Annotated in this window: 17 protein-coding genes; 10 read left to right on the forward strand and 7 right to left on the reverse strand. The window is 33.0% G+C overall.

All coding sequences use genetic code 11. From position 1 onward, the window contains the following. The first annotated feature begins 179 nt into the window (after positions 1-179). The 8 genes from NK213_RS05355 (at position 180) to NK213_RS05390 (ending at position 7,676) form a co-directional block, all read left to right on the forward strand. Positions 180-584: a hypothetical protein gene (locus NK213_RS05355; protein ID WP_253347503.1), complete on the forward strand. Its 405-nt coding sequence runs from the start codon at positions 180-182 to the stop codon at positions 582-584. A gap of 355 nt (positions 585-939) precedes the next feature. After that, a complete protein-coding gene (locus NK213_RS05360; RefSeq protein ID WP_253347505.1) occupies positions 940-1,950 on the forward strand; it encodes a LacI family DNA-binding transcriptional regulator in 1,011 nt (336 codons plus the stop codon). A gap of 187 nt (positions 1,951-2,137) precedes the next feature. Beyond that, complete coding sequence (gene alsA / locus NK213_RS05365) at positions 2,138-3,688, forward strand: D-allose ABC transporter ATP-binding protein AlsA (RefSeq protein ID WP_253347507.1); 1,551 nt, start codon at positions 2,138-2,140, stop codon at positions 3,686-3,688. After that, positions 3,672-4,637: a D-allose ABC transporter permease gene (alsC, locus tag NK213_RS05370; protein WP_253347509.1), complete on the forward strand. Its 966-nt coding sequence runs from the start codon at positions 3,672-3,674 to the stop codon at positions 4,635-4,637. The genes alsA and alsC overlap by 17 nt, the downstream gene beginning before the upstream one ends. Position 4,638: 1 nt before the next feature. Next, entirely contained in the window at positions 4,639-5,319 is a 681-nt protein-coding gene (gene alsE, locus NK213_RS05375) for a D-allulose 6-phosphate 3-epimerase (RefSeq protein WP_305879861.1), read from the forward strand. Between the two features lie 14 nt (positions 5,320-5,333). Continuing rightward, on the forward strand, positions 5,334-6,230 hold the full coding sequence (gene alsK, locus NK213_RS05380; protein ID WP_253347511.1) for an allose kinase: 897 nt from the start codon (positions 5,334-5,336) through the stop codon (positions 6,228-6,230). 58 nt (positions 6,231-6,288) lie between these two features. Next, positions 6,289-7,281 (forward strand): D-allose transporter substrate-binding protein, encoded by a 993-nt coding sequence (gene alsB, locus NK213_RS05385; RefSeq protein ID WP_253347512.1) that lies wholly within the window; start codon positions 6,289-6,291, stop codon positions 7,279-7,281. A gap of 98 nt (positions 7,282-7,379) precedes the next feature. Further along, the gene (locus NK213_RS05390) at positions 7,380-7,676 is read left to right on the forward strand and encodes a hypothetical protein (protein ID WP_253347514.1); all 297 of its coding nucleotides are present in this window, start codon (positions 7,380-7,382) and stop codon (positions 7,674-7,676) included. Positions 7,677-7,809: 133 nt separating this feature from the next. Here the strand turns inward: NK213_RS05390 and lacG are convergent, their stop codons facing one another. The 6 genes from lacG to NK213_RS05420 all read right to left on the reverse strand — a co-directional run bounded on the left by lacG (position 7,810) and on the right by NK213_RS05420 (position 13,087). After that, positions 7,810-9,216 carry a 6-phospho-beta-galactosidase gene (gene lacG / locus NK213_RS05395; protein ID WP_253347516.1) on the reverse strand — a complete coding sequence of 469 codons (1,407 nt, stop codon included), beginning with the start codon at positions 9,214-9,216 and terminating at the stop codon, positions 7,810-7,812. Positions 9,217-9,228: 12 nt separating this feature from the next. Continuing rightward, the gene (locus NK213_RS05400; RefSeq protein WP_253347518.1) at positions 9,229-10,875 is read right to left on the reverse strand and encodes a PTS lactose transporter subunit IIBC; all 1,647 of its coding nucleotides are present in this window, start codon (positions 10,873-10,875) and stop codon (positions 9,229-9,231) included. A 15-nt stretch (positions 10,876-10,890) separates the two neighbouring features. After that, the gene (locus tag NK213_RS05405) at positions 10,891-11,205 is read right to left on the reverse strand and encodes a PTS lactose/cellobiose transporter subunit IIA (protein ID WP_253347520.1); all 315 of its coding nucleotides are present in this window, start codon (positions 11,203-11,205) and stop codon (positions 10,891-10,893) included. A gap of 17 nt (positions 11,206-11,222) precedes the next feature. Then, the gene (lacB, locus tag NK213_RS05410; RefSeq protein WP_253347522.1) at positions 11,223-11,738 is read right to left on the reverse strand and encodes a galactose-6-phosphate isomerase subunit LacB; all 516 of its coding nucleotides are present in this window, start codon (positions 11,736-11,738) and stop codon (positions 11,223-11,225) included. Between the two features lie 43 nt (positions 11,739-11,781). Next, a complete protein-coding gene (gene lacA / locus NK213_RS05415; protein ID WP_253347523.1) occupies positions 11,782-12,204 on the reverse strand; it encodes a galactose-6-phosphate isomerase subunit LacA in 423 nt (140 codons plus the stop codon). A gap of 133 nt (positions 12,205-12,337) precedes the next feature. Then, positions 12,338-13,087, reverse strand: coding sequence for a DeoR/GlpR family DNA-binding transcription regulator (locus NK213_RS05420; protein ID WP_253347525.1), 750 nt, complete (start codon positions 13,085-13,087; stop codon positions 12,338-12,340). Positions 13,088-13,426: 339 nt separating this feature from the next. On the opposite strand from NK213_RS05420, the gene NK213_RS05425 reads away from it, so the two are divergent. After that, positions 13,427-14,788, forward strand: a complete 1,362-nt coding sequence (locus tag NK213_RS05425) for a deoxyribodipyrimidine photo-lyase (RefSeq protein WP_253347527.1) — start codon at positions 13,427-13,429, stop codon at positions 14,786-14,788. Between the two features lie 97 nt (positions 14,789-14,885). Here NK213_RS05425 and NK213_RS05430 read toward each other — a convergent pair whose 3' ends face one another. Then, complete coding sequence (locus NK213_RS05430) at positions 14,886-15,542, reverse strand: transcriptional regulator (RefSeq protein ID WP_253347529.1); 657 nt, start codon at positions 15,540-15,542, stop codon at positions 14,886-14,888. Positions 15,543-15,921: 379 nt separating this feature from the next. Here NK213_RS05430 and xylF point away from each other — a divergent pair, with 379 nt between their 5' ends. After that, complete coding sequence (xylF, locus tag NK213_RS05435) at positions 15,922-16,965, forward strand: D-xylose ABC transporter substrate-binding protein (protein WP_253347531.1); 1,044 nt, start codon at positions 15,922-15,924, stop codon at positions 16,963-16,965. The last annotated feature ends 17 nt before the right edge of the window (positions 16,966-16,982 follow it).

Genomic DNA, 16,982 nt, shown 5'->3' on the forward strand with positions numbered 1-16,982 from the left:
ATCAATTATCTGAACAAAAGTTTATGAAGGTTTGTTCCAAGGAAAATATTGATAAAAAAGCAAAAAAATATATTTAAAATTTCATTTATATAAATAAAAATAAAAGTAAAAAAATATTGAAAATATTTTTTATTTGTGATATGATTACTCTAATACAAAATTATTGGAGGTAATTATAAATGAAAAAAATATTATTAGTTTTATTGGCTTTAGGGGTAATTTTCTCGTGTGGTAAGAAAGAGGAAGCTAAAACAGATAATGCGGAAACAAAAACAGAAACAACAACTACAACAGAGCCGGCTAAAGAAGGAGACGCACCTGCTGCAGATGCTGCTGCGTACACAGTTCCTGAAGTACAAAAATATATTGAGGACTATAAAGCTCTGCTTAAAGAATATACAGCTGCAGTTAATGCAAAGGATGAAGCAAAATCAACTGAATTAGGTGACAAAATACACGAACTTACTACAAAAGAAGCTGAATATGCTGTAAAGCTAACTGATACAGAAGAAGCTAAAAAATTCTCTGACGAAATGGCAAAGCTTGATGAAGAATATGACGCTTTAGCTGAAAAAGCAGAATAATATAATAATTGAATTAAAATAAAATAGAAATATGAGCTGAAAGGCTCATTTTCTATTTCATAATAAAAAGTATATTTTGATTTGTTGATTTACCAATAATATGAAGAAGGAATATGAAATTAGAAATTAAGTGAAAACATACAGTGAATGACAAAAATAAAATTTTATAATTGTAAAACTAAAAAAAAAATTTATTTTTTTTATAGATAAATATGTAGTAAAGATAGGAATAGCAAAAATATCATAAATAAAGCAGTTAAAAAAAATTTTAAAGAGCTATTGACAAAAATAAAAAACAAGGTATACTATCAATGTATTATGGTAAACGTTTACTCAGAAAGTGAAGGGAAGTTTTATGAATATAAAAGAAAAACTGTCCATTAAAGATATTGCCAGAAAAGCAGGAGTCTCTATTGCTACTGTATCACGTGTTCTTAATAAAAACGGAAGATATTCTCAGGAAACAGAGGAAAAAATTCTGAAAATAATAGAAGAAAGCGGTTACAGAAGGAATGTAAATGCAAAAAGCCTGAGAACAAAGAAAACACAGACATTAGGTGTAATAGTTCCGGACATCACCAATGAATTTTTTGCAAAGATAATTCAGTCTGTGGAAAGAAATGCAATGAAATATGATTATTCAGTGTTTGTATGCAATACAGATGAAGATGAGGCAAGAGAGCAGATGCAGGTGAAGAATCTGCTGGAAAAATTTGTGGATGGTATTATTTATATTTCAGGTAAAACAAACTCCGGGGAAGAAGTAGAAGGAAATATCGGAATCCCCGTAGTGTATATAGATCGTTATATTTCAGCTTCGAAGATGTATGTTCAGTCGGATAACAAAGAAGGAGGCTATCTGGCTACTAAGGAACTGCTTGACGCGGGATGTGAAAATATAATGATAATAAAAGACTTTAGACAGATATCATCGATTATAAGCCGTTATGACGGGTATAAGCGGGCTTTGAAGGAGGCCGGGAAATCTGTTGATGAAAATTTGATCTATAATGTGGATCATGTTAATTATGAAGAAGCCAAAAAAGGAGTTTTGGAGAAAATAAAAAGCGGGATAAAATTTGACGGTATTTTTGCCACGAATGACTGGATGGCTTTAGGGGCAATAAGTGCATTAAGGGAGAAAAAAATCAGGATTCCTGAAGATGTAAAAATAGTCGGTTTTGATAATATGTCAATAAGCGAAATTACATCACCTTCTATCACTACTATTCATCAGGATTCAGAAAAATTAGGCGAGTATGCTACAGAAATATTAATGGGAATAATATTGAAAGACGAGGCAGAGGTGAAGAGTATCAGTGTTCCCGTAAAATTAATTAGACGAAAGAGTACTGAAAATAAATAAAATCATTTTATTTATTTAAGAGAATGAGTAAACGTTATCTCTTATATGTATTAATTCAGTATTTCAAAGAGTGAATGGAGATTTTTTGAAAAGCTGAATAAAATAAAACAGATGTTTTGAGCTTGGCATTATCGCAAAACATTGACTTTATTAAGGTAAAATATATTTCAGAATGAGGTATTTAACTATGGAAAATATTGAAAAACTGGTTGAAATGAAAAATATTACAAAAAAGTTTTCTGGTGTTACAGCTTTGAATAATATTTCCTTCGATGTAAGAAGAGGTGAGGTTCACATACTTCTGGGGGAAAATGGAGCAGGAAAATCAACACTTATGAAAATTTTGAGCGGAGCATATCAGCCAACATCAGGGAGCATCAGTTTAAAAGGAAAAGATTATGATCACCTGACACCAAAAGATTCATATGAAAACGGAATAAGCATTATTTACCAGGAATTAAGTGTAATTAATGAATTATCAGTACAGGAAAATCTGTTTGTAGGAAAACTTCCTACAAAGAGGGTCTTAGGTGTGAATCTTGTAGATTATAAAAAAATGAAGGAAGTAGCAGAAGTACTGACAAAGAAAGTAGGACTGCACAGAGATCTGAATATATTTGTGGAAGAATTGAGTATTTGCGAAAAGCAGCAGCTGGAAATAGCAAAATCACTTGTATCAGATGCAGATATTATAATTATGGATGAGCCTACTACTTCATTAACACAGGAAGAAACAGACCAGCTGTTTGCTATAATAAGACAGCTGAAATCAGAAGGAAAAGGAATAGTTTATATATCTCATAAACTAAAAGAGCTTAAAGAAATAGGAGACAGAGTTACAGTACTTAAAGACGGGACATATGTAGGAACAAGGGAAGTAAAAGATGTAGAAGTAAAAGACCTTGTATCTATGATGGTAGGAAGGGAAATAAAATCAAAATATCCTTCTAATAATCCTGATATTGACAAAACAAAAACTATTTTTGAAGCTAAAAATATAACAAGATATGACGGAAAAGCAAAGAATGTTTCTTTCAAATTACAGCAGGGAGAAATTCTGGGATTTGCAGGGCTTATAGGTTCTGGAAGAAGTGAACTTATGAATGCTATATTCGGTGCTGATCCGCTAAAAGAAGGAAAAATTTCTCTTTTCGGCAAAGAATTAAAACCAAAAAGCGAATATGTTTCTATAAAAAACGGTATAGCATTTGTTACGGAAAATAGACGTGAAACAGGATTTTTTCATAACTTTGACATAAAAGAAAATATATCAATTCTTCCTTTTATAAAAAGTTCAAAACTGGGAGGAATCTGGGGACTGGTAAATGGCAAAATGGAAAAGAAATATGCCGATGACGAAAAAGTGAAGCTGAATATAAAATGTTCTTCAATTAATCAGAATATTACAGAACTATCAGGTGGAAACCAGCAGAAAGTGATACTTGGTAAATGGATGGCAGCAGAATCATCGCTTATTATATTTGACGAACCTACTAAAGGAATAGATGTAGGAAGTAAGAGTGAAATATATACACTAATGAGAAAGCTGTCCGACGAGGGCAAAGGAGTATTGATGGTATCTTCGGAACTTCCGGAATTACTGGCGGTATGTGACAGGATAGCTGTTTTCAAAAATGGTGAAATAGCGGAAATTCTTAACGCAGATGAAGCTACTGAAGAAAAAATTATGTATATTTTAACACACGAAGGAGATATGAAAGATGACAAAAGACTTTAATAACTTATGGCAGAAATACGGAACATTCGGAATATTGATTATTGTTGCCGTAATATTCGGGGTTAGCCAGCCTGCATTATTCTTTTCATTTAATAATATAACACAGATAGTATTACAGAGTTCTGTAAACATACTAATAGCATGCGGAGTATTTTTTGCAATATTAATAGCGGGAATTGATCTTTCTGTGGGATCTGTAATAGCACTTACGGGAATGTTTACTGCAAAGCTTCTGCTTGCAGGATTTCACCCGATACTGGCAATATTAATAGGTGGAATCATCGCCGGTGCAGCAATAGGAGCAATAAACGGGGCACTTGTAAACGTAACAGGATTACATCCATTTATTATAACACTTGGGACACAGTCTATATTCAGAGGACTTGCACTGACTATATCTGATGCGAACTCGATATTCGGATTTACTCCGTCATTTACAAATACAGTAGCAGGAAAAATACCGTTCTTTGGATTTGATATTCCTGTTCCGGCTTTGATAGCAATAGGAGTGGCTCTGATATTATCATTTATTACAAATAAAACAAAACTTGGAAGAAATATCTATGCACTTGGAGGAAACAGCCAGGCAGCATGGTTTTCAGGAATAGATGTAAAACTGCATACACTTATAGTGTTTATAATATCTGGTGTTTGTGCCGGAATAGCAGGAGTAGTTTCCACTGCAAGGGTAGGAGCGGCAGAACCTTTGGCAGGGGTAGGATTTGAAACATTTGCAATAGCTGCGGCAATAATAGGAGGAACAAGTTTTTTCGGAGGAAAAGGGAAAATATTCGGAGTAGTAATGGGAGGACTTATAATCGGAGTAATAAGCAACGGTTTGAATCTTCTTGGAGTAAAACCATATTACCAGCAGATAGTAATGGGTGGTTTAATAATATTAGCAGTTACAGTAGACAGATTGTTTGCAACAAAAAAGAAGGGAGCTTAATATGAAAAAAATGATGTTTTCACCGTCACTTATGTGTATGGATTTGCTTAATATGAAAGAACAGGTGGAAATCTTAAACGAAAGAGCAGATTTTTACCACGTGGATATCATGGACGGGCATTTTGTAAAAAATATAACATTATCACCATTTTTTGTATCAACTTTGAAAAGAGTATCAAAACTTCCGATAGATGTACATCTTATGACAGAATATCCGGATGATTACATTGAGGAATTGGCAAAAGCAGGAGCAGACTATATTTGCCCGCATGCAGAAACAATAAATAAAGATGCTTTCAGAATTATTAACAAAATCAACAGCTTTGGATGTAAAGCCGGAATAGTGCTTAATCCTGCTACTCCTATAGAATGGATAAAATACTATATTCATCTGTTGGATAAAATTACTATAATGACAGTAGATCCGGGATTCGCAGGACAGCCTTTTATACCTGAAATGCTGGATAAAATAAAAGAATTAAAAGAACTGAAAGAGAAAAACGGATACAAATATTTAATAGAAGTAGACGGTTCATGTAATGAAAGAACATTTGACATCCTCACGGAAGCAGGTGCTGAGGTACTTATAGTGGGAAGCTCCGGTTTATTTAATTTAGACAGTGATTTGCCTAAAGCCTGGGACAAAATGATGGAAATATACGAGGCAAAAACTGCAAAATAATAGGAGAGATGACAATGCAAAAAAAGTATATTTTAGGAATTGATATAGGAGGTACGAATTTTAGAACAGGTTTGGTAACGGAATCATACACAGTGGAAGATTTCAGAATAAAACCAAGTCTGGTACTGCAAAACGGTGATTTTATAGAAAATCTTTCTGGTGAAATAAAGGACTATATCAATAAATACGGCAATGAAATAGAAGGTGTGGGGATAGGATTCCCTTCATGCGTAAGTAAGGATAAAAAATTCGTATACTCTACACCGAATATGAAAAATCTGGATAATGTAAATGTAACAGACAGATTATCAGAAATTCTGAATATACCGGTTTTTATAAATAAAGATGTAAATTTCCTGATGCTTGATGATATAAAGAAACATAATATGGAAAAAGATAAAATAGTACTGGGATTTTATATAGGAACAGGATTCGGGAATGCGGTATATATAAACGGAAGTATTCTTGAAGGTAAAAACGGTGTTGCCGGAGAGCTGGGACACATACCGGTGATGAACAGCGAGGAAGAATGTCCTTGTGGTAATACAGGCTGTATAGAGATATATGCTTCGGGGAAAAATCTTCAGAAAATATTAAAGGAAAACTTCCCGGGAGACATAATAGATGACATCTTTGTAAAACATAAAGATAATGAAATAATAAAAAAATACATAGATACTCTTGCTTTGCCAATAGCTACAGAAATAAACATATTCGATCCGGACTACATAATAATAGCAGGCGGAGTTCCGATGATGAAGGGATTTCCAAGAGACTATCTTGATAAATGCATATATAAATATGCAAGAAAGCCTTTCCCCGCAGAAAATCTGAATATAATTTATTCGGAACATGATCAGAAAAGCGGAGTTTTAGGAGCAGCTTATTATATCAGAAATATGAAAAGCTAAAAATAACGGTTTTAAAATTTTTTAAAATAAATAATATTATTTAGGAGGGAAACAAAATATGAAAAATATCATGAAAATTTTTCTATTATTAACAATGTTTTTATTAGTTTCTTGTGGTGGAGCAAAAGAAGAGGCAAAAACTGAAGGTACAGGCGATGCTGCAAAAACTGAACAAAAATCTGAAGGACAAGCCGAAATAGCAATAGTTCTAAAAACTTTATCAAATCCGTTCTGGGTTGAAATGAAGGAAGGAATAGAAAAGGAAGCAGCAGCTCAAGGAATAAAAGTAGACATCATAGCAGCAAGTTCTGAAGAAGATGTACAGGAACAGTTAAGATTAATAGAAAACTTATTGGGAAAAGGGTACAAAGCAATTGGTATAGCTCCTCTGTCACCGGTTAACACAATTCCGGCAATAGTAGAAGCTAACAAAAAAGGGATTTATATAGTAAACATTGATGAAAAAATTGACATGGAACAGTTAAAAAAATCAGGTGGAAGCGTATTGGCTTTCGTAACAACTGATAACGTAAAAGTTGGTGGAAAAGGTGCAGAGTATATCATCGGAAAATTACCTGAAGGTGGAGAAGTAGCAATTATTGAAGGTAAATCAGGAAATGCATCGGGAGAATTCAGAAAACAAGGTGCTACAGAAGCATTTAAAGCTGATTCTAAGTTTAAATTAGTAGCAAGCCAGCCGGCTGACTGGGACAGATCAAAAGCATTAGACGTAGCGGCAAACTTAATTCAAAAATATCCTAACTTAAAAGCAATCTATGCATGTAATGATACAATGGCTCTTGGAGCTGTACAGGCAGTAGCAAATGCTGGGAAAACTGGTCAGATATTAGTAGTAGGAACTGACGGAGCCCCTGAAGCAAAAGACTCTATCAATCAAGGAAAACTAAACGCAACAGTAGCACAAGATCCTGGAATGATAGGTGCAACAAGTTTAAGAATATTAGTAGACGCATTAAAAGAAAAACCACAGATTTCTCCAGATGTAGCACCTAAAGAAGTGCCTGTAGAATCTAATCTGATTTCAAAATAATAATTATTTTATCATCTAGCAGGTCTGCCTGCCAAAGTCTTGTTCCTTCAGAATACCATCAGGAAGAACAGAGACCTGGCAGGCAGAAATAATTATTTTTGGAAATAAGGACATTCCTTATTAATCAAGGTATTATGAAAACTGGTGGTTATGAAGAAGTATCTGGGTTCAAAAGGGGTAGTTATAGAAAAACTAGACTATTAAGCAAAGAAATGATGGAAATTATAAGAAATATTCGATTTTTAGATTTACATGCAATAAAAAACCTTGTGAAAGAAATATATGAATTCAAATACAAATTATTATATATAATAAACAGCAAAAATAGATATGATGAGAAGTCATATCTATTTTTATTTACAAGGAAGAAAATGAATAAAATTTTCAAGCCTTAAAAATATCACTTTATGGGAAAAACAGAGTATTATTTGAGAAACAACAGGAATATCTTATTAGAAAAAAATAATCTGATCTTTCGCTGAAACTGAAAAGACCAGATTATTTTAGTGTTGTTTATTATTATATTTTTTACTTTATGATACCAGATTTTGAAATCTCTTTATACCAGTAAGCACTTTTTTTAGGATATCTTTCCTGTGTCTGAAAGTCTACATAAAATAAACCGTATCTTTTGTTAAACCCGTTTGTCCATGATAAAACATCCATTAACGACCACACAAAGTACCCCTTTATATTTACCCCATAAGTCACAGCCTGATTTATCGCTGTCAGATGCTTTCTTATATAGTCAATTCTGGGAATATCGTTTATTTCACCATTTATAAAGTCATCCTTATATCCCATCCCGTTTTCTGTTACATAAATTTTTTTATAATCAGGATATTCTTCTTTTATTCTTACAAGCATATCGTATAAACCTTTTGGATAAATAGGCCAGTCCCAGTCAGTTGTTTCTATCTCAGGATTTTTTACTCTTTCACCTACTCCTTTTATTCTAAAAATAGCGGTTCCTTTCTTCCCCGTACCATTATGATGAATTTCTGTTTCTCCTTCATACCCTTTCAAAAAATGGCTTGCATAATAATTAACTCCAAGAAAATCATTCAGCTCTGCCCCTTTTTTCAGAATATCAGGTTCATCATCTTTTATATCAAGTTTTGCATCATATTTTTCCAGAATTCCCAGTATAGTCTGCATTGTGCTTTCACTGTAAGCACCTTTTAATGAAGCATCCAGCATAAATTTGTTCGCCAGTGTGTCTTCAAGAAAAGCAGCTCTTTTATCTTCGGGTTTTTCAGATATTGGATATTTCGATTCTAAGATATGAATTATCCCTATTTCACCGTCTAAGTTCAATTTTTTATATTCAATAACTGTTTTTGCATGGGCTGTACACATATTATGCATTGCCTGTACTGCTTTTGGAAGATCATATTTTATATTCGGAGGAAAATGCCCTATTATATACTGCCCGGCAACTACAGACCATGGTTCGTTTATTGTAATCCATTTTTTTACTCTGTCTCCGAATTTTTCAAAACATATTTTTGCAAATCTTACAAAATAATCTGTATTCTCTCTATTCAGCCAGTCACCTTGTTTAAATAATCCAAGAGGAGTGTCAAAATGATGAAGTGTTACATAAGGTTCTACACCTGCTTCAATACAGGCATTTATCATATCATTATAAAAATCAACACCTTTTTGATTTACTTCTCCGAAACCGTCAGGAATTATCCTTGACCATGCTATTGAGATTCTTATACCGTTTATGCCGTATTCCCGGCATAGAGATATATCTTCCCTGTATTTATGATAAAAGTCGCTGGCAGTGTCACCGTTAAAGGTACTTTCAGCTCTGTGCAGATATTCGTCCCAATAGCATTTTCCCCTGCCGCCTTCATTAACTGCGCCTTCTGCCTGAAATGCCGCTGTTGCTGCCCCAAAAATAAAATCTTCAGGTAATCTTTCCATTCTTATTTCCTCCTATATATTCTTAAGTGCGAATATCAATGCTTCCTCAGGGTTTCTAGTCAGGGAAACATATTCTTTCCCACCTGTAGAAACTGCCTTTATTCCTGCTTTATCTGTTTCCGTCTTTAATTCATCAAGCATTGAAGCCATTTGCGGAGCCAGTATAATAAGATCAAACTGATCCAGTATTTCTTTATGCTGACCATATGCCATAGCAGTTGATTCCAGATCCATATTCTTCTGCTTAGCACCTTCTGCGATTGCGTTGGCGAGCATTCCGCTTGTTGCTCCGTTTGCACACAATACAAGTACAGACACTTTTTTATCTTTTATATCATATATTTTTTTATCTTCAGTTTCAGGTTTTTCCTGAGGCTGTTCAGTTACTGCACTGTCTTCTTCTTCCTGTTTAATAAGCTGAAGATCATAAGTTTTCAGGAACGGATAATAAATTATAAAGTCAATCACAAGAAGCAGAGGTACAAGCAGAAATACAAGCGGAGAAAATCCTGTTCCTATTATTAATCCTAAAGGCCCCGGCGTTGTCCACGGAAGATTATAGACGAATCCGTTCATGCCTATAGTTATGAAAAATTTCAGAAGCCATACATTTATAATTGGTGTAAATATAAACGGTATAAAAAATACAGGATTCAAAACAAGGGGAGCACCGAACAGTATCGGCTCGTTAACACCGAACAATCCCGGAATCAAAGAGGCTTTTCCCACGGCTTTCAGCTGTTTTGACTTTGCTATAAATGCCATCATAAATATTATTACAAGTGTCGCGCCGGTTCCGCCCAAAGTTGCCACGAAATATTGAGAACCTTGTGAAAGAACCTTTGTAGCATGTTCTCCTTTACTGAACATCTGAAAATTTACTTCGACATTTGTAAGATATATAGCTGCCACTGCCGGTTCTACTATTGACGGGCCATGTATTCCCACAAACCAGAAAAACGCCATAGCCCCGAAAATAACAGCAAGTCCGATATATCCGTCAGCTGCTGAAAACAGCGGTCTGAATAATTCAAGGATAAATTCGCTGAAACCTACCCCGATAAACTTTCTCACTGCAATATCAAATATCCAGAAAAGCAGGACTGAAAGCGAGATTGGAATAATATCGGCAAATGTCTGAGAAATATTCCCCGGAACTTCTTTCGGCAGTTTTATGGTAATATTACGTCCTACACAGAATTTATATATATTAGGAATAGTGAAACCTATTATAAATGATGTAAGAAGACCTTTTGTACCAAGATAATCAAGGGAAATTGCCCCGTCTTTCAGATCAGTGCTTAACAGAAGAAATGATATTATAGATGCTATCATCACTGATACTGTATTTATTTGTCTTGTTTTAGGCATTTTTAGATTAAAATTATCTGTAAGGCTTCTTGCAATGGTACTTGACATTAGTATAGCCAGAATTCCCATAGATAATGAGTAAGCTTTCATTAATACATTAACAATATTATCAGGTAAAAAGTATCCGAATGCATTTGGCACAAATGCTATAAGTAAAAATATACTTGAAAATAATATTACAGGAATCAGACTTATAAAACCGTCTCTTATTGCACGTAAATAAGGGTTATTAGATATCTTATTAAAAAACGGCTGCATTTTTGTTATCCATTTTACTAGTTTCATCATATTTCTCACCCCGCCTTAATTAGATTTTTTATATAAATTTATAAAATGTTGTGTGAGATCCTTTAATAACATAGCAGTCATCAGATGATCCTGGGCATGCACCATTATAAAGCCTATTTCATTAGTTTCGCCAGCTGCTTCTTTTTGTATCATTTCTGTCTGTTGGGCATGGGCTTCCAGCAATACTTCGCCTGCCTCGGCTACAAGTGTTTCAGCCTTTTCAAAATTAGAATTTTCTGCTTCCTTTATTGCCATCAGCAGTTTTGATCTTGCTTCACCGGCGTAAGCCACTATTTCAAATCCAATCATTGTTACTTCTTCTCTAGTCATAACTCTCTCCTTTTTTATTAATCGTGATAAAAGCCCTGATTCCATTTTTCTATAAACTCATCGAAAAAATTCTCATGTTTTATTTCATCATATTCTTTTTTGAAATTATCAATTTTACTGATTAATTCTCTGTTTTCCCCTGTCTCCACATATTTTTCCGCAAGAAATTCATCGATTATATTCTGAATAAGCCCGATTCCGGTAATTCTCGCACCTAAACCCAGTACATTTGCATTTAGATGTTTTCTTGCCATTCTTGCAGTGAGAACATCTCTTACGAGTGATATTCTTACCCCTGGAACTTTACTTGCCGCATTTGATATTCCCACACCTGTTCCGCATATTACTATCCCGAAATCCGCTTCCTTATTTAAGACTCTTACACCTACTCTTCTTGCATATATAGGATAATGTGTTCTTTCAAAATCATAAGTTCCTTCATCAAAAACTTCATGACCTTTTTCTTTTAGATATCTGACTACTTCATTTTTAGTATCTGTTACAATATGATCGCATCCGACTGCTATTTTCATTATTTTATTTCCTCCTGTATTTTCAGTTTTATATTTGTCTTAACTACATTTTATTAAGCATATCGACTCTAACCTGATGTCTTCCTCCCGAATAGTTCGATTCGGCAAAAACATTGCAGATACTCTTGGCGAGTGCTTCTCCTGTGATTTCATATCCTATTGTGATAATGCTTGTATTATTATGATCTCTTGTCATCTTTGCCGAATGTTCATCTGCGACCTGCGCACAAACAATTCCTTTCTGTTTTGAACATATCATAAATGGTGCAATTCCAAAATCATCTAAAATTATCCCTTTTTCAATCTCTCCTTTTGTCACTGCCTCTGATATTTTATATGAAATATTGCAGATATCATTTTCTTCATCTGCGTAATCAATGATTTCATACTTTTTAGCCAACAGATATTCTTTTATTTTTTCCTTTAAGTGTTTTCCGCCTTCTGAGCTGCCTAGACCAATTTTCATCTGTTTTCCTCCATTTTCTCGTTATTTTTTGTTATGAAATGTTACAAATTGTTATATGTTTATTATAACCTTTTTTTTAAATTTGTCAATAACAAATAAAAAAACATCTTAAAAAAAGATGTCCCTTATTTGGTTAATTAATAATTTTAGTGTATTTTTCATATTTTTTCTTAAGAGCAGCAGCAAGTCCGCTGTCTGTTATTATTCCGTCAATTTTATCAGTCTGGTAAAAAGTATATAAATCTTTCAGGTCAAATTTATTACTGTCTATTAATACATAATTTTTCTGGGAATTACTCATGATGACCTTTTGAAGACTTGCTTCTTCTTTATTGGAATTAGTTACATTATTATCCTTTATTCCGTTAGCACCTATAAAACTTTTGTCTACTTTAATTTCAGATAAAACCCTGTCTGTTATTTCTCCTATAAAAGCTCCTGATTTTTCCCGCCATATTCCGCCTGTTAGTATCAGTTCAAAATCTTCGTTTCCTTTATATTGTTCGAATATATAAAAAGAATTTGTAATAATTCTTATACGTTTATTTTTTATATATTTCAAAAGACACTCATTGGTAGTGCTTGCACCTATGAATATTATATCTCCGTTTTCTATATAATTACCAGCAAGTTTTCCGATTTCTTCTTTTTTTGATATATTTATATTTTTTTTCTGTAAATGTGTGAGTTCCACCAGATTCAAGTCATTATTTCTTACCGCACCGCCGTGAGTTCTTTTCAGCATGCCGGAATCTTCCAGCAGCTTCAGATCACGTCCTATGGTCATTCTGGTAACGCCGAGTTTTTTCATCAGGTCATTTACCGTGACAATGCCGTATTTTTCTAATTCTTTCATTATCATATCTATTCTTTGTTCTTTCATTTCAACTCCTAAAAGTTTTCTATATTTTTGTTACAAAATGTTTTTATTTGTTATAATGATTTTACTCTTATTAACTTTACTTGTCAACTTTTATATTTAATATTTATTAATGAACTACTTTTTGTATCAGCAGCGGTCAGTTTGATTTTATTTATATTCTATACGGAAATATTACTGATAATAAATTATGTACATACCCGGGTTTAAAATATTTTATTTATCTGCTTTTAAAAATTATGTTTATATAATATAATAAAATTATATTTGAAAAATTATTTAACTAAAGATGATGTTATATAAAACTGTATCAAAAATTCTAAAAATAAATAAAGGATAGGTATGTTTGAAAACAGAATAAAAAGTCTTAATAATAAAAAGATGGATAAAAACGGAGAGTTTGTAATCTATTGGATGCAGAGAAGCATAAGAAGTTCTTGTAATCATTCATTGGAATATGCTGTTCAGATAGCAAATGACTTAAAAAAAGATTTACTGGTAATTTTTTGCTTTGACAGTAAATTTTCAGAGATGAATGAAAGAAGCTGTTACTTTTTGTTTGAATCACTTAAAGATACAGAGGAAAACCTGAAAAAAAGAGGAATCAGATTTATAGTTTTAGATTCCAGCCCTTTGATAACAAAGCTTTTGGAATATGCTGAAAAATCTGTCTGTGTAATAACTGACAGGGGGTATTTAAAGTATTTGAGAGAAATAAGGGAAAAAGCAGCTGAAAAAATTTTAGTGAGAATGGTGCAGGTAGAGTCTGATGTGGTGGTTCCCGTTGAAACGGCATCTTCTAAAGAAGAATACTCAGCGAAGACTCTTAGGGGAAAGCTGCATAAAGTCTTAGAATTTTACATAAACAGAGAGTTTGATTATATTCATTATGAAATGAATTATCTCGGGGAAATTAAGACAGACTTTGATCTGAAAAAAATGTATGAGATATTAGGAAAACTGAATATAGACAGATCAGTAAAAAAGTCAGAATATTTTTACGGAGGAGAAAATACTGCGAAAAAAACTCTTGAAACTTTTATAGCTGAAAAATTAGACGGATACAGTAAATATAGAAATAATCCTGAATTGGACTATCAGTCGGATTTATCACCTTATCTGCATTTTGGGAATATATCCCCTCTGTTTATTGCAAAGGAGATTTTGAAGTCGCAAAAAAACAAAGAATCTACAGATGATTTTTTGGAAGAACTTATAGTAAGAAGAGAATTAGCAATAAATTTCGTATATTATAACCCGGACTATGATAAGTTTCAGAATATGACTTATTCATGGGCATATGAAACTATGGAGAAACATAAAAATGATCAAAAGGATTATATCTATTCCCCTGATATTCTAGAAAAAGCAGAAACACACGATGAATACTGGAATTCAGCTCAGAAAGAAATGATGATAACAGGGAAAATGCATGGTTATATGAGAATGTACTGGGCAAAGAAAATAATAGAATGGTCTGAAGGATTTGATAAAGCCTATGAAGTAATAAAATATCTGAATAATAAATATTTTATTGACGGAAGAGATGAAAACAGCTATGCAGGAATAGCATGGTGCTTCGGGAAGCACGACAGAGCATGGAATGAACGGAATATTTTCGGGAAAATAAGATACATGAATTCAAACGGATTGAAAAGAAAATTTAATATAGATATGTATACAGAGAAAATAAATAAATTATAAATTTTAGAAATAATAAGTACAGAAAAATCAGCATCACAGATTTTGTAATCTTGACGCTGATTTTTTAATGACAATTTTTACAGTATAAATAAAATTATTATTTTGAGTAATTTCTTAAATGCAAATAAACTGTATTTTTGGAAATTTTCAGATAATCAGCTACAAGATTCGGTGAATCTTTGATATTGAAAATCCCCTTGTCATAAAGCCTTTTAATGATCTCTTTGTTTTTGTTTATTGAAGAAACAAAGGAGTCATTATTTACTTCTGTAACAATATTATCTAATGCACTGAGAACCAATTCGCTCGTGGAATTAGCAAAAATTTCGTTATTTTCATTGTTGTTCTGCATATTTTGATCTTTGCTTGGAAAAAAGCTTTTGATAAACTCGCCGAATGAAGTGTCTAAATTCAGGTTCATACATAGTAATCCTATAATTCTGCCGTTTTCTCCGTAGATGGCTGTGGTATTCGATTTTAGCGAGTTACCTGTTTTAGATCTGGTATAGTATGTTTTACAAATCTTGTCATCAGAATTTTTAATTTCAGAAAGCATTTTCAGAGCAATATCCGTGATAGGAGCTCCGATCTTTCTTCCTGTATGGTGTCCGTTTGCTATCTTTACAACAGAACGGTTGTAATCTTCCAAACTGTGAAGAACTACTTCAGAAGAAGGTCCTAAATAATTTGCCAATCCGTCCACCATGGTCTTATAAGACTCTAATATCTGTTTATCTATATCCGATAAAACCATTTTTACCTCCTGTAAGTGTACTTGTATAGATTGTATAATTGAAAGTGAAAAATGTCAAATAAAATTAAAATAATAGTTCTAATTTTTTTTTAAAATAATAAATAAAATGATTTTTTTTATCTTAAATATCATATTTATAAGATGTTTTTAAAATTTAAAAATATTTTTTCGTTTTTGGTATTGACAAATAAAAAAATAAAGGTAAAATATATTGATTTGATATTTTAAAATGATTTTAAAATATAGATTTTGTAAATAAAAAGTAACGATATAAGTAATTTTGAAAGTAACTTTCACTAAATCTGAAAATTTTTTTATTCAGTAAACTGAATAATAGGAATAACAAAGTAAGCAAATAAAAAAATATAGAGGTGAGAAAATGAAAAAGATGTTTTTTATGTTAACTTTAGTAATGTTATTTTTAGTTTCATGCGGAGGGAACAGCAGCAAAGGAGATACGAAAGGTACTGATACAGGTAAGGAAAACAAAAAAAAGATAAAAATAGGAATGTCAATTGATGATCTGAGACTGGAAAGATGGCAGAAAGACAGGGATATTTTTAAAAAAGCAGCGGAAGATCTGGGAGCAGAAGTAATAGTGGTATCTGCGAACGGAGATTCGCAAAAGCAGCTTACAGATGCTGAAAACCTACTTTCACAGGGAGTAGATGTACTGGTAATTATACCTAATAACGGAGAAGTTATGGCGCCTATAGTTGATGAAGCGCATAAAGCAGGAGTAAAGGTACTGGCTTATGACAGACTTATTACGAATTCAGATGTAGACTTTTATATATCATTTGACAATGTAAAGGTAGGAGAATTACAGGCACAGGCTATAGTGGATAAAATGCCGAAAGGAAATTATTTTCTTATGGGAGGATCGCCGACTGACAATAATGCGAGACTTTTCAGGGAAGGGCAGATGAAAGTATTACAGCCGCTTATAGACAAAGGAGATATAAAAGTAGTTGGTGACCAGTGGGTAAAAGACTGGCTTCCGGAAGAAGCACTAAAGATAATGGAAAACGCACTTACAGCTAATAATAATAAAATTGATGCAGTGGTAGCATCTAATGACAGTACAGCAGGAGGAGCAATACAGGCGCTGAATGCACAGGGACTAGCAGGGAAAGTACCTATATCAGGACAGGATGCAGATCTTGCAGGGGTAAAGAGAATAGTAGAAGGTACACAGACAATGACAGTATATAAACCTATAAAAGCACTAGCGGAAAAAGCAGCACAGATAGCTGTGGAACTGGGAAGAGGAGAAGAGATAGAATCTAACGGAATTACTAATAACGGAAAAATAGATGTAAAATCTTATCTGTTATCTCCAATATCAGTAACTCAGGAAAACTTAAAGGAAACTATAATAAAAGACGGATTCCAGAAAGAAAGCGACGTGTACGGAAAATAAATTCTGACGAGGTTAAA

Origin of the sequence: Sebaldella sp. S0638 (genome assembly GCF_024158605.1) — a bacterium.
In the GTDB taxonomy this organism is placed as follows: domain Bacteria; phylum Fusobacteriota; class Fusobacteriia; order Fusobacteriales; family Leptotrichiaceae; genus Sebaldella.